Annotated in this window: 13 protein-coding genes and 1 pseudogene; 9 read left to right on the forward strand and 5 right to left on the reverse strand. The window is 67.0% G+C overall.

All coding sequences use genetic code 11. The features are described from left to right. Positions 1-88 precede the first annotated feature (88 nt). Positions 89-1,114, forward strand: coding sequence for a HEAT repeat domain-containing protein (locus QWU11_RS11295; protein WP_290105093.1), 1,026 nt, complete (start codon positions 89-91; stop codon positions 1,112-1,114). On the opposite strand, the gene QWU11_RS11300 is transcribed toward QWU11_RS11295, so the two are convergent. Beyond that, complete coding sequence (locus tag QWU11_RS11300; RefSeq protein WP_290105094.1) at positions 1,095-1,325, reverse strand: hypothetical protein; 231 nt, start codon at positions 1,323-1,325, stop codon at positions 1,095-1,097. The genes QWU11_RS11295 and QWU11_RS11300 overlap by 20 nt on opposite strands. Positions 1,326-1,362: 37 nt before the next feature. Here QWU11_RS11300 and QWU11_RS11305 point away from each other — a divergent pair, with 37 nt between their 5' ends. Continuing rightward, a complete protein-coding gene (locus QWU11_RS11305) occupies positions 1,363-1,797 on the forward strand; it encodes a VOC family protein (RefSeq protein ID WP_290105095.1) in 435 nt (144 codons plus the stop codon). 1,724 nt (positions 1,798-3,521) lie between these two features. Continuing rightward, entirely contained in the window at positions 3,522-4,694 is a 1,173-nt protein-coding gene (locus tag QWU11_RS11310) for a beta-1,3-glucanase family protein (RefSeq protein ID WP_290105096.1), read from the forward strand. Here the strand turns inward: QWU11_RS11310 and QWU11_RS11315 are convergent. Then, positions 4,640-4,921, reverse strand: a pseudogene (locus tag QWU11_RS11315) (STAS domain-containing protein); the annotation flags it as partial. The gene QWU11_RS11310 and the pseudogene QWU11_RS11315 overlap by 55 nt on opposite strands. A gap of 265 nt (positions 4,922-5,186) precedes the next feature. Between QWU11_RS11315 and QWU11_RS11320 the strand changes: the two are divergent. The 3 genes from QWU11_RS11320 (at position 5,187) to QWU11_RS11330 (ending at position 6,700) form a co-directional block, all read left to right on the forward strand. After that, the gene (locus QWU11_RS11320) at positions 5,187-5,477 is read left to right on the forward strand and encodes a hypothetical protein (RefSeq protein ID WP_290105120.1); all 291 of its coding nucleotides are present in this window, start codon (positions 5,187-5,189) and stop codon (positions 5,475-5,477) included. Between the two features lie 42 nt (positions 5,478-5,519). Next, on the forward strand, positions 5,520-5,972 hold the full coding sequence (locus QWU11_RS11325) for a MarR family winged helix-turn-helix transcriptional regulator (RefSeq protein ID WP_290105097.1): 453 nt from the start codon (positions 5,520-5,522) through the stop codon (positions 5,970-5,972). Between the two features lie 107 nt (positions 5,973-6,079). Then, positions 6,080-6,700, forward strand: a complete 621-nt coding sequence (locus tag QWU11_RS11330; RefSeq protein WP_290105098.1) for a VC0807 family protein — start codon at positions 6,080-6,082, stop codon at positions 6,698-6,700. A 132-nt stretch (positions 6,701-6,832) separates the two neighbouring features. Here the strand turns inward: QWU11_RS11330 and QWU11_RS11335 are convergent, their stop codons facing one another. Next, positions 6,833-6,955 carry a hypothetical protein gene (locus tag QWU11_RS11335; protein WP_290105099.1) on the reverse strand — a complete coding sequence of 41 codons (123 nt, stop codon included), beginning with the start codon at positions 6,953-6,955 and terminating at the stop codon, positions 6,833-6,835. Positions 6,956-7,026: 71 nt separating this feature from the next. Here QWU11_RS11335 and QWU11_RS11340 point away from each other — a divergent pair, with 71 nt between their 5' ends. Beyond that, positions 7,027-8,436 (forward strand): alpha/beta hydrolase domain-containing protein, encoded by a 1,410-nt coding sequence (locus QWU11_RS11340; RefSeq protein ID WP_290105100.1) that lies wholly within the window; start codon positions 7,027-7,029, stop codon positions 8,434-8,436. A gap of 519 nt (positions 8,437-8,955) precedes the next feature. Here QWU11_RS11340 and QWU11_RS11345 read toward each other — a convergent pair. Together QWU11_RS11345 and QWU11_RS11350 are read right to left on the reverse strand one after the other, a co-directional pair. Then, positions 8,956-9,201: a hypothetical protein gene (locus tag QWU11_RS11345; RefSeq protein ID WP_290105101.1), complete on the reverse strand. Its 246-nt coding sequence runs from the start codon at positions 9,199-9,201 to the stop codon at positions 8,956-8,958. Next, positions 9,202-9,534: a DUF6247 family protein gene (locus QWU11_RS11350; RefSeq protein ID WP_290105102.1), complete on the reverse strand. Its 333-nt coding sequence runs from the start codon at positions 9,532-9,534 to the stop codon at positions 9,202-9,204. 942 nt (positions 9,535-10,476) lie between these two features. On the opposite strand from QWU11_RS11350, the gene QWU11_RS11355 reads away from it, so the two are divergent. Further along, positions 10,477-11,487: a hypothetical protein gene (locus QWU11_RS11355; protein ID WP_290105103.1), complete on the forward strand. Its 1,011-nt coding sequence runs from the start codon at positions 10,477-10,479 to the stop codon at positions 11,485-11,487. Between the two features lie 483 nt (positions 11,488-11,970). Next, positions 11,971-13,317: a DUF4041 domain-containing protein gene (locus tag QWU11_RS11360; protein ID WP_290105104.1), complete on the forward strand. Its 1,347-nt coding sequence runs from the start codon at positions 11,971-11,973 to the stop codon at positions 13,315-13,317. Positions 13,318-13,540: the final 223 nt, after the last annotated feature.

Genomic DNA, 13,540 nt, shown 5'->3' on the forward strand with positions numbered 1-13,540 from the left:
TGGGCGAGCCCGCGGCGCCCGCGATATTGGGGTGCGGTCGCGGTGTCCGGCCGGAGATGATGGGATCGCTCGACCTCGGGAGAGAACGGTGCCGGCAATCGACGTTCGGGTCACGCGGGCCGTGGAGGTGGCGCGTGACGTCACAGACCCGGAGGAGTACGACGCCGTCTGGCAGATCCTCGGGCAGGTCGCGGAGGACGGCGCAGCGTCGCTGCGGTACGGCGTCGGGCTGCTCGACTCACCCGATCCGGTGACCCGCTCGGTCGGCTGCGACCTCCTGGGCTGCGCCTGTGACCGACACGAGTCCGTACGCGACGAGGCCGTGTCCGCGTTGCTGGGCCTGGCGCCGGCCGAGACCGATGCCGACGTCGCCTGGTCCCTGGCCTGCGCCCTCGGCCGTACGGCCGACGAACGGGCGATCCCGGTCCTGGTGAGGCTGGCCGGGCACCCCCGCGCGGACGTTCGCTGCCAGGTGGCGCAGGCGCTGCCCCCCGTGGCCACCGGTGACTTCGACGGCATCGAGGTCGGCGTGCTGGTACGCCTGACCGGCGACCCGGACGCCGATGTGCGCGACTGGGCGACGTTCGGCCTGGGTACCCAGCTGGCCGTCGACACCCCGGCCGTGCGCGCCGCCCTGTGGGCGCGCATCCGCGACGACAGCGACGACGGCGACGACGTACGCGAGGAGGCGGTCTTCGGGCTGGCCAGGCGGGGTGACCCCAGGGCCACGGCTCCGCTCATCGAGCTGCTAGACGCGGAGGAGGGCGTCCGCTCCTGGGGCCTGGACGCCGCCGCGTGCCTGCGCGACCCGGCGCTGGTGCCCCACCTGTCGGCCTACGACCCCGCCAGCACTGCGGTCGCCACCGCCCTGCGCGAGTGCGACCCGGCGGCGAGGACCGAACGCGACGACTTCGCGACCGCGCTGCTCGACGCCGTCCACCAGGCGGTCCCGGCGGCGGACTTCGCACTGTTCGCCACCCGCTTCGAACCGGGCCTCACCCTGGAGCTGAACCAGGCCGGCCGTACGCTCTCCTGGTCCGTGGACGCCATCATGGACGCGACCGGAGGCGGCCTCGACGAGGCGGCACGGACCGTCACGCGTCATTGTGGCTGAGCACCCGGATGTCCCACAGCGCCGCGGCCTCGTCGAAGATCGCCGTGTTCACGCAGCCGAGACTACTGATGCGATCGCCCCGCCTGAGGGACACACCACGGCCACGCGTCCGGCTCTCGAGGCCGGCCACCGCATCCGGGTCGAGTGTGCTCCTGACCTGCGGTCCGGCGGTCTTACGCGGCGCCTGTTGCGGCTGGGTCGTTCCGTGCACATTTCCGCGCTGTTGATCGCGCCTCTAAGGTGGACCGATGGCGTCGGTCAAGCAGGTCCAAGTCACTTTCGACTGCGCAGAACCCGAGCGGGTCGCTCGTTTCTGGTGCGAAGTGCTGGGGTACGTCGTACCGCCGCCGCCGGAGGGGTTTGCCACTTGGGACGATTTCGACCGCGCGCTGCCGCCGGAGAGACAGGGTTCGGCGTTCGCATGCATTGATCCCTCAGGTGTGGGCCCGCGACTGTTCTTCCAGCGCGTCCCCGAAGGCAAGGTCGTCAAGAACCGGCTGCACCTTGACGTGCGGGTCGGCACCGGGCTCGTGGGCGAAGAGCGCCTGGCCGCACTTGAGGCCGAATGCACACGACTGGTCGCACTCGGCGCGGTACGCGTGCGACTGCTGCTTGCCGATGGCGTCAACGAGTCGTGCCTCGTGATGCAGGACATCGAGGGCAACGAGTTCGACCTCGACTGAGCGACCGCGAACGTGTCCTCCAACGTAAGGCGGGCTGCGACACAAACGCGCACGCGCCGGCGCAACCAGCAGGTCGATCGCACAGGCGAACCCGAACGTCTATGAGTAGGCGGAGATGCGGGTGGCCGAAGCAGGCTTCCTCGGTACCGCACAGTTAGACGGGTTCCCACCGCCACCCGTTGTTGTCCTCACACCTGATCTTCTCGCCGTTGCCTGCGACACCGCGGACACCATGATCAGAATTGCGACAGAACTCTCCCGGCTCGTAACACTTCCCGGAGTTGGTCAGGGGATGGCAGGTTGATCGCGGTGGGGGAGCAGCCTTCGACGGCGCTACGTGACGGTGCTTATGGCGGCGGGTGTGCGCGGGGGAAGGAGTCACCGCGGCGCGATGGTGGTGGGTGCGTGCGGGAGAAGGAGTCGCGGCAGCGCCGAACAAAGGAGAGGACACCGCGGCGGCGGGCGGTGGTGACGCTACTTGGCTCGTCGATGTACCCGACGAGGAGCAGGCGTTGCCTACGGCGCCGATAATGATCAGCATGAGAATGCCCAGACAGCCACACCCAGCCGCCTGCTGTTTGGTCTGTGACACTGAACTCCCCCATTCTCCCCACGCTCCTATATGACGCGTATCCACCCATAGCGGATGACTGTGCCCAGATAACTGTTGGCGTATAACACAGAGCAGAGGCGCTTACCTAGGGGCCGCATCAAGCTCCGTTTGCCCTGTTGAGGTTGTGTCCACGAATGTGGTGTATAAGTTCCCGCTGGTGACAGGCGTGTCGTCATGAGACGGCCTCCGCGTAGATCCTTCGAAGTCGACCAAGACAAGAAAATGGAAGCGCTGCCCACGCTGGTGAGCTCCTCGCTGCGTGCTACCGCAGTCGATCGGAGAGGCGTGGAGCGTGGTGCCAGGCGAAAGGCCATGGTTGCTTCGTCGGGCGTGCCCGAGTACTGCGGCGCAGGTTCTCTTGGAGCCAGGAGACGGATCGTGGTACTGCTCGGCAGGCGAAGGCAAGGACTCAGGACCCGCGTCCGACGGCGACTATGTAAGGCGGGGGCGGCATACCCCAGAAACGAATAATGGCTCGGCCGAGATAACCTTCTGGCCTGAGCCTACGAAATGCTGCCCCGCGAACAGCAACCCGTGAGGGGCGGAGCCCCTCACACCGGGGGGTTCCGGGAGGTCGCCCCCTGGGCAGATACAGAGCGGGTGACGGGAATCGAACCCGCACTACCAGCTTGGAAATCATATGGATACCGGCCCTCGGCGCCGCTGACCTGGGTTTCCGATAGCTCGCGAGTGACCGCTATTGACCCCCGTTCACTCGGGCTAGTTGCACGCTAATTGCACACCAGAGGGTCCAACCTGGATCCGGACCATCGACCAGACTTGAGGGGCGGCCCGAGCTATGCGGCGGTTGACGGTAGTGCGGTTATGAGAGTGCTCAGGCCGTCACCAGCGTCACGTCAGAAGACTGTTCGATGTCGCTTTTGTCTACCGTGAGAGGCTCTCGGCATGCGGCTGAGCGATTTCCGTGAAGAGATGGCCGGTCGTTGGATCCGGGCGATGGTGGCGTCAAGCGCCGGGGCTCGTGTCTGTCGGCACTCATAAGCCGAGCTCAAGCGCGCCTTAAACGCCTTCTCACCGCCTCCGGCGACGGTTTGACTGATCACGTCTAGGCGCGTCCAGTGGTGGGCGCCCCGGAGAAGGAGCACATCTCGTGATCAGTAGAAGGGCGTTCCTCGGCTCGGCGGCGCTGGGCGCCGTCGCGGTCGGTGCCGGGATATCGGGATGCGGTACGCGCACGGCCGAGGCAGGGCGTGCCGCGGCCGTGGCCGGCGACGGCCTGCCCCTGACGGTGACGAACGCGACCGGGAAGTACCCGGACGGCGCGATCGCGATGTACGTCCTCGGCACCGACCCGGCCACCGGCCGGCAGGGACACGTCGCGGCGGACGGCACGTTCCGGCCGTGCGCGCTCTCGGACAACGGCGCGGACGGGTACACCGACTACGCGCTGTCCGGGTCGTCCGTCGTCCTGCCGAAAATGTCCGGCCGCGTCTACTTTTCGATCAACGAACGCCTGCGGCTCAAAGTCGTCGTCGACGGCAACGGCGCGCCGGCCCTGCAGTACCCGGCGGGCTGGGTGAGTTCGGACCCGAACCACGGCATCCTGCACGACTGGATCGAGTTCACCCACAACGACGCCGGGATGTTCTGTAACACGACCATGGTCGACATGTTCAGCGTCCCCCTGGCCATCCGCCTCACCGGAGCGCGGACGCAGACGACCGGGACGCTCGTCGACGGCGGCCGGGACAAGATCTTCGCGGCGGTCGCGGACCGGCCGGACTTCGCCAGGCTCGTCGTCGGCGACGGCCTCCGGATCCTCGCGCCCGGCCACGGGATCGAGGCCGGGCTGTTCTCCGCGAACTACTTCGACCCGTACATCGACGCGGTGTGGAGCAAGTACGAGCGGTCGCCGCTCTCGGTGACCACCGACGCCGGGACCTTCACCGGGAAGGTCGGCGGTGCCGGCCTCGCGTTCACCGGCGGCAGCGGGACTCCCGCGACCATCGCCAAGCCGTCAACGCGTGACGTCTTGTTCTGCGACGGTGCACTCGCCGCGCCGAACGACGGTGTCACTGGGCCGGTCGCCGCGATCCTCGCCGCCGCGTTCAACCGCTCCACGCTCCTCGACGCCGCCCAGCCGGCCACGGACCCGGCCGGCTTCTACGCCGGGTCGGTGACCAACCACTACGCACAGGCGATGCACGCGAACAGCAAGGACGCCAAGGCGTACGGCTTCGCCTTCGACGACGTCGCCGGCTTCGCCTCCTACATCCAGGACGAAGCGCCCAGTGCCGTCAGCGTGACCCTCACGCCGTTCTGACCGTACGGCTCAGCGGGAGCGGCGCCGGGCCTCAGGGTGCCTGGGTGTCCGCAGCGTCGGAGTTGACGGCCTCGATAGCGTCCGGGACGGTCTTCGGTGATGGTGAGGACCTTGGTGAGCTGCGTCGTGTTGAACACCTTGTACACGCGCTCGCTCGCGCCGGCCAGCGCCAGGGAGCCGTTGTGCGTCCGCAGCCGGTGCAGCAGGCCGACGAGCGCGCCCAGGCCGGTGGAGTCCCACCACGTCTACCGAGGTCTGCTCCGCATCGGCGTAGGCCTGGCGTAGGTGGTCGGCGATGGTCAAGGCCGTGATGCCGGGATGGCGGGCGATGGCCGGGCCGGGGCGGGCCGGTGGTACTCATCGCGGTTTCCTTGCTGTCGTGCGGATGGTGGTGGCGCGCCGCCAGGCTGCGCTGCGCAGGAGGCGCAGGCCGTTGAGTCCGACGATGACGGTGGAGCCTTCGTGGCCGGCGACGCCGAGGGGGAGCGGTAGATGGCCGAAGTCCCGCGCCGGCGTCCGTACGGTCAACATCCCGCGCTCTCTCGTCCCCGATCTGCAAGCGCACTGGACAAGTACACCGAGAACAAGCCGAACGCCCTGGTCTTCACCGGCATCAAGGGCGGCCCACTCCGGCGAAGCAACTCCAACAAGGTCACAAGGTGGGTCCACGTGGTCATGCTCCTGGGAGTGCTCGGCCTCCACTTCCACGACCTCAGGCACACCGGCAACATGCTCGCCGCCGCGACCGGCGCGACGACCAAGGACCTGATCGCCTGGAGCTAAATATCTCTTGAGATGCATCTCTGAGAGATGTATCTTGTGGGCATGGATGCGCTGGATCTGTATGTGCTGGGTCGCCGGCTCGGGAAGGTCGGCGAGGCAGCCCTCGGAAGACCGGGCGCCGAGCGTTTGTCGCCGGCGGCGGCACTGGTGCTGGGTGACGTGCTGACCCACCCGGGGAGCTCGATCAGTGAGATCACCGACCGCACCGGCTTCCCGCAGAGCTACGTGTCGAAGTGGGTCAACCTGCTACGAGACCAGCAGGTCGTCGAGACGTTCACGGACCCAGCCGATGGGCGCCGCACACTGGTCCGCTCGACCCGTACGGCCGCCCGTCGGATCCGGCAGCGCGCGAAGACTCCATTCGATGACCTGCTACGTGGAGCTTTGGGCACGGACGACCCCGCAGTGCTCGTCGAGGTCGAGGCCGCGCTTGAGGTGCTGGTGGCTCGGTTCGTCCCGAAGGGGACCCGGCGCGGCGACGAGGACCCCGACTAAGCCCTGACTCTTGATCCTCCGTGGCGCCGACGCGGTGCCGCGCCGCTCACTCCTGCCCGCTTCACGTCCCTCCTACTTATACGTGATCCGCGAACGGAGATGAGCTGGTGACTCTCGGACGTAGCGCATGGCTGTGCAGACTACTGCTCAGCGTCGCGGTGAACGGTGCGGTACCAGTGGCGACATATGCGCTGCTGCGCGCGCCGATGCACAGCGACGCCGGCGCGCTCGCGGTAGGGGCGGGCGCGCCGCTCGTATGGAGCCTCGGATTCGCCGCCTGGCGACGGCGCCCGGACCCGCTCGGGCTGCTGGCCCTCGCCGGGCTCGGCATCGCCCTGATGATCTCGCTCCTGGTCGGCGGTGGCAGCCTGCCGCTGCTGCTGCGGCATGTAGCCGTGACCGGCGGGGCGGGACTGGCCTGTCTCATATCAGTGCTGATCGGCCACCCGCTGCTCGCGGGCGTACGGCCGCTGCTGCTGCGGCGCTTCCCGCCGGCGCCGTCTCCTGTGCGCCGTTCCCGGACGTCGGCAGCCCAGGGGCCCTACTTCAGCGTCCTGACGGCCACCGTCGGAGTCGTTCTCCTGGCCCATGCCGCCGCGAACATCGTGCTCGCGCTGACCTTGCCGACGGGCCGCTACCTCCTCGTGTCCCGAGTCGTCGGCTGGGCTGTCACGGGCATCGGCGCGGTACTCGTCGTCGGCTATGTCAAGTGTGTCCGGCGTGCCTGAGCCGGAGCCCCAGGGAGGAACCCCCGTGACCAGCACGCTCCACCGACAACCTGGACTTCTTCCTGGAAAGTACCCGCCGTCAATCGGTTCCGGCTCGACTCCCTGGCGCTACGCAGCGGACCGGTTCCCGTCCTAGCGGCCGCCGGGGTCACGTCGCGGGCGCACAAGCCGTACCGGGCCGTCGCCCTGCGGGCCGAGACGCGTCGCCGCGACCTCGTCGAGTTCCCCGGTGGCCACGACGGATTCTTCACCCACCCCACAAGCGTTCGCGGACCGGCTGCACGAGGTGCTCACCGCGTAATCCGCGCACCTCGAAAAGAGAATGAATGCACCGAATATTCATAGCGGTGGCGATGGCCACCCTCATCCTGACCGCCGCCCTCGGGACCGGGCTGACCGCTCACGCCGAGGAGGACACGCCGGGCCCGACGGTCATCGGCCCCGTCAACGGAGGGACGGGCCGACCGTTCCCGACCTCGCCGGTACCGCTGGACACGGCCGGCTACATGGAGCAGGAGTACTTCCTGGACGGCACCGCAACGGGGTACGTCCAGGCCGACACGTGGGGCAGCGACGGCCGGTGGCGCGTGCGGCCGGCCGAGCAATCGGCGTTCCGTACCCGGCTGCTGGTGCGCCGACCGGCCGATCCGGCCCGGTTCAATGGCACCGTCATCGTGGAGTGGCTCGACCTGCCCGGCGGCGTCGACGTCGACCCGGACTTCCTCTACACGCATGCCGAACTGCTACGCGCCGGTTACGCGTGGGTGGGGGTGTCGGCCCAGCAACAGGGCGTCACCACGCTCCAACGCGTTGACCCGGGACGCTACGCCGACCTGAGTCATCCCGGCGACACATTCTCCTACAGCATCTACTCACAGGCCGCCCAGGCATTGCTTCACCCAGCCGGCATCGACCCGCTCGGCGGCCTGCGTCCCCGCACCCTCATCGGTGACGGATATTCCGGCTCCTCGGCCCGGCTGGTCACCTACATCAACGCCGTACAACCCGTCGACCGGCTCTTCTCCGGGTTCCTCGTGCACAGCCGCTGGGCCAGATCCGCACCGATCTCCCAACCGCCGCAGGCGCCGCAGTCCTCGCCGTCCATTGTGTACACCCGCACCGACAGCTCGGCTCCCGTACTCACCGTCGCGACGGAAACCGAGATCCTCCAGACCCATCCGTCGTACCCGAACCTCGACTACTACCCGGTCAGCCAACCCGACAGCCGCGGCTTCCGCCTCTGGGAAGTGCCCGGCACCTCCCACGTGGACGCCACGCTCGACGCGCTCCTCGCGGCCGAGTCCGGCTCGCAGCCGACCCAGTGCACGCAAGCGGCCAACAACGGACAGGAAAGCGCCGTGATGTCCGCGGCGCTGGCCCAGATCAACCGCTGGATCCGTACCGGCGTCCCGGCTCCGACCGCACGACGCATTCAGGTCACGCCGGACGGCACCGCGATCATCCGGGACGGGTACGGCAACGCGCTCGGTGGGGTGCGGACGCCCGCGCTGGACGCACCGGTTGCGACGCTCACCGGCTCGGGCAACGACGGCACCAGTCGACAGTGTGAGATCGAGGGCACCACGACCCCGTTCGACCCAGCACGGCTCAAGGCGCTATACCCGACACACCGGGCATACGTGACCGCAACCGTCCGAGCTGCGGCCGCCGGCGTCACCGCCGGCTTCCTCCTGCCGCCCGACGCCGCCGACATCGTCAAGACGGCGATCCGCTAATACCCCAGTGACACTTCGCGGTCTTGATGGGCGACTGCACGAGAACGGCCACCGTGATCATCGAGTGTCCGTGAAGACATCCGAGGATCGCGCGGTGGCCGCCGGCGACAGCGTAGCCACTGGCCGGTCGATCGAGCCGTGGCGCTGGGAGCCCCGGCCGGGCGAGCGCCGGGACGGCGAGGCCCACACGGGGGCACCCGAGAGGTCCTCAGCGTCGAGTCAGGCCTGCTCCTCACCGTGAGGGATCCCTGAGCGTCGATACCACGAGCGGGGCGGAGGCCCCTCACATCGGGGGTCCGGGGGTCGCCCCCGGGCCGGCACGGCGAGCGGGTGACGGGGATCGAACCCGCACTACCTGCTTGGGAATCGTCTGGTTCCGGGCCGTCAGGGGCACTGACCTGGGCTTCGACATGACCGTGAGTGACCGCTGTTGACCCCTGTTCACCGGGGCTAATGGCCTGCTAATGGCCCGCGGAAGACTGTAGATGTGGATCGCGCGACCCTCGCAGAGATGGTTGATCATGGCCATTCGACGCGGATTAGGTGCACCTCGCGTTGTTCCTCTAGTACGAGGTAGGTGGCGAGCCCACGCTCGCCGAAGGCATGCGTGAGCATGTTGCCTCTGGGGTTGGAGGGGTTGAACGGCTGCCCGCTCCAGGGCGCTGTCTCTAGCAGGGTGAACAAGTCGGCGAGCGGGCGCAGGGCTCCCTCGGGGACCGCGTTGATCTGCTCCTCGGCGACCGGGTCCAGGTTGAGCCGGTACACCTACCGTCCGTTCTCGCGCTCGGCGAGGACGTCGCGCCATGGCCTACCCGCAGGGACCGTCTCTCCAGCGGCGATCTGCGCGGCATGTGCGTGCATCCGCCGGCGGCCTTCGGGGTCGTGCGCCGAGTCGCAGGCGGAGATCCACCAGCGGTGCACGAAGTCGTTCAGTACGCCGAGATCGAGGTTGACGCGGACCTCGTCGAGCACCGCTTTGAGCCCGGCGTCGAACGCTTCGCGATCCTGGGGGACGACCAGGGCAGCCCGGATGGCGCGCAGACTCTTGGCCGGTTCGGGCGCGCCGACAGGAGCGAAGTCGTCTGGCTGTGCGGTCATCCCGGACCTCCTTCCACTCCTGCAGAGCTTACAGAGCACCCGCGACAGACTCACGCGAAGTCGGGGGCGCCATTGCTCGCTGGCAGCTGTGACCGAACGCCGGACATGCACCCTCCGCCCCACCGGGAGTACGCAACAGGCACGCCCAACCGCGAACGGCTCGGGAGACGGCTGAGGACGACGGCGAATCAAATGGCCAATCGCTCGTTGGCCGGAAACCGGCAAAAACGATCAAGGCCCGGGTCGGGGAAACTTCCTGACCTGGGCCTTCGGCGTCAGAGCGGGTGACGGGAATCGAACCCGCACTACCAGCTTGGGAATCAAATGGAAAGCGGCCGTCCGCGGCCCTGACCTGCGTCTCCAACTGTCCGCGAGTGACCTCTATTGACCCCTGTTCACCCTGGCTAGTTGCACGCCAATTGCACGCACTCAGCTGGCTGACCTGCTCGTTTGCGGCTTCACAGTAACCGGCCATCTCGGTGGCAAGAGGACCCCGGAGCGCAGGGCCGGGCACGGCCCGAGCACCGGCAGCCGCGCGGCAACGATCGCCGCCGACTATGGCGGACAGCAACCACACACGGCGATCGTCTTGAGCGTCCACCGGCAGGATGACCCTCTCGATGCGAACTACCAGCGCGATCAAGGTCGGTGCAGGCTCGCCCTGCTTGGAGGTGTGGTGACGTGTGATCGCGGCAGGGGCTGTACGGCGGTGTTGCTGTACTTCTGTGCTGTACAGCAACCGACTGCGAGGGCGACGAACTGACGCGACGCGCGCCGGCGAATTTACAGTGCGCCACGAATCTTGACCATGCCTCCCCGCTGGCCTGCGCGTAACAGCGAAATATCGGCCTAGAGCGACGACCCGACGCCAAAAACAAGCGAGAGCGTGCCCGGACCGAAACCCGCTTGCCACCGACTGCCGATCAACTGAACCCTGGGAGCATGACCGTTCGCCCGACGAATCCCAATGAGCCGCTGCCAGAACTGGTGCGTGCCTGCAGTCGACTGATCATCGACGAAGCTCAGGCGCTACGAGCAGCACTCTCCGACTTCTCAGATACACCTGCGCCCGGTTCCCCGCACGAATCGGATCGTCAGGCGTGGTCACATGACACGGGTTCAGCTACCGAGCGTCGTGAGTTGCTACACGTCACGCAGCACCAAGCGCGGCTAATCTGTATCAATGCCTACGACCACCTGTTGACCCTGGGTAGGGCACTTGGAAGCGACGGGGCGATGTCGCTGTACGCACACGCAAGCCTCTCGCGAGTCGTATGCGAAGCGGCCGTACGATTTGCATGGATTCTGGATTCGAGCATCAGCAGCGAAGAGCGGATCATGCGCGGCGCGGTTGCGCTTCTTGTGAGCGCTGAGGAACGGTTGAGGGGCGCCCTCCGAGTCCCTACCGGACACCTCGATCCGCACCATATGCGCTTGATAACCGACAACTCCACTGCAGAGCGCGACAACGTCCAAACGCTAATCGACAAGGCTGGCCTGATCGTGGTGCGTTCCCGAGACAACAAGAGGATCGCCCGACTTGAGCTTGCCTCGCCGAAGGCTTCGGTTCCTGTCCGGCTCGATGTCACCGAACTCATGAGCGAACTGCTGCCCGATTCGCCAGCCTGGTACAACCTAAGCTCTGGCGTCACCCACAGTTACTACTGGGCGCTACGCGGCGCCGTCGCTTCCAGTCCGGGCGAATCCCTGGTCCTGGCGCCCGACCTCCTAGAGATCGCAGCAGCAGCCCAGACTGCGATCTCTGCCTCTGCCTTGGTGATCGCGCGATGCGCCGCTTACTACGGTCGCGATCCGCAACTTTACGTGCGGCAGAGCGGAGATCGTCGCAAGACTCTCGATCCTTACATGCGCCAAGTGGCAGCTTCGCGAGGAGCGAAGACAGGACGTAGCCATGGCGGCGCGGCCGGAAAAAGGGGAGCATCTAATCCGTAGCAAGATTGAAGACGTCCACAGCCGTCCAGAATTGTCCCCTGCCCTGCTGCCGACCTACTGCGTCGTCCGGGCCCATCCACGGCCCTCCTAGGCCGTTGTTAGCAAATCCGTTAGCAAGGCTTGTGGCACGCCTGAAGCGCGTGCGGTGCTGAGATCGGGCGGGCGAATGGCGCGCGTCGGTCCTGTTCCGGCCGCGATGTCAACACCTGGGCGACGGTGCGCGTCTTCTCCTTGTTCTGGTGTTCTGGTGTTCGGGTGTTACGGGGCTGGGAGATGGATCTGATGGGGTATCGGTATAACCCTCCGCCGAATTGGCCGTCTCCGCCTCCTGGGTGGTCGCCTCCGCCGGGTTGGGTTCCGGATCCGTCGTGGCCGCCGCTTCCGGTCGGCTGGCAGCTGTGGATCGCCGATTACCCCCATGGAGGCGGGTCGCCCGGCTACAGCAACGGCAGCGCCCCTACCTATACGTCTGCGCCTACATCGGTGCCGCCGGCGGCGTCTCCGCCGCCCGTCTCGATGCCCGGTCGCGCGCATGAGGCGGTAGCGAAGTCGGGTGAGGCGACTCGTCGCCATGGTGGGCTGTTCGGGAGCAAGAAGCGGATCGAGGAGCTGGAATCCGAGAACGCTGTTCTGCTTGAGATGGTCCAGATGCTGAAGGGCATGGATGCACTGGAGCTATCGGCGCGGATTACGGAGTTGCGCTCACAGGCCGACGACCTTAAGCGGGAGGCGGATGAGAAGCGGCGGCGGCTGGTCGACCTGCAACTCCAGATCGTCAAGACCGAAGAAGTCGCTCTGTTGCAAGAGGCCGGGGTGTATGAGTACCAGCATCCGCTGTCCGATGCGATCGCCTACAAGGCCCGGCTCGCGCAGCTGAAGGACACGGTCAAGACCATGACTCGCGCCGGTAGCGCGGTGTCGGCCACCACGAACTGGACGGTGAACGGGTCCACGGCTGAAGGCCGCCGGATGGTCCGAGACTTCTCCAAGCTGCTGCTGCGGGCTTACAACGCCGAGGCCGACAACCTTGTGCGCACGATGCGCCCCTATAAGCTCGCCTCGGCGATCGAGCGCCTGAGCAAGACCGCGGACACGATCGCCCGCCTGGGCAAGACGATGGACATTCGCATCAGCGCGCCCTACCACCAGGAACGGGCCCGTGAGCTCGAACTCACCGCCGACTACCTCGCCAAGGTCGAAGAGGAAAAGGAACGAGTCCGCGCCGAACGAGAACGTCAGCGCGAGGAAGACAAGGCCCGCAAGGAATTCGAACGCGAGAAGGCCCGCCTGATCAAGGAACAGACCCACTACCAGACCGCCTTGGCCAAGCTCGAAGACCGGCAAGACGAGACAGCGGCTGCCGCGATGCGCGCCAAGCTGGAACAGATCAGTACGGCCATCACCGGCGTGGAGGAACGGGCGGCCAACATCCGGGCCGGCTACGTCTACGTCATCTCCAACATCGGAGCCTTCGGTGAACGCATGGTCAAGATCGGCATGACCCGCCGTCTCGACCCGATGGACCGCGTCCGTGAACTCGGCGACGCCTCAGTTCCCTTCCGCTTCGACGTCCACGCTCTGATCTTCAGCGAAGACGCTGTCGGCCTCGAAGCCCGACTCCACAACGACTTCGCCGACCGGCGGGTCAACCGCGTCAACCTCCGACGCGAGTTCTTCTACGCCACCCCAGCCGAGGTACGCCAGCTCCTCGAACGCCTCACCGACCAACACATCCTCGAATACCACGAGAACCCTGAAGCAATGGAATGGCGAGCGAGCAAGGACGCCGCAAGCGAGAACGGCCCGGCCACCGAAATGCTTCCCGCATGACTCTTCGGCTGGCGGCGACGGCCGTCGCGGTCGGAGTCCTCGCCACGGCAGGCTGCTCGAAGCAATCTCCCGCCGGAGACGGACCCCTCGACCGGCTGAGGGGCCCTGCGGTTTCCGGACAGCTGCGTTGTGCCTGACTTAAGCAGCGACCTGGGGACTCAGATACTCATCCTCGACCTCTTGAGGCGTCTTATAGCCGAGACCAGAATGAAGTCGCTGTCGA

This window comes from Actinomadura sp. DC4 (assembly GCF_030406325.1).
Classification (GTDB): Bacteria; Actinomycetota; Actinomycetes; order Streptosporangiales; family Streptosporangiaceae; genus Actinoallomurus.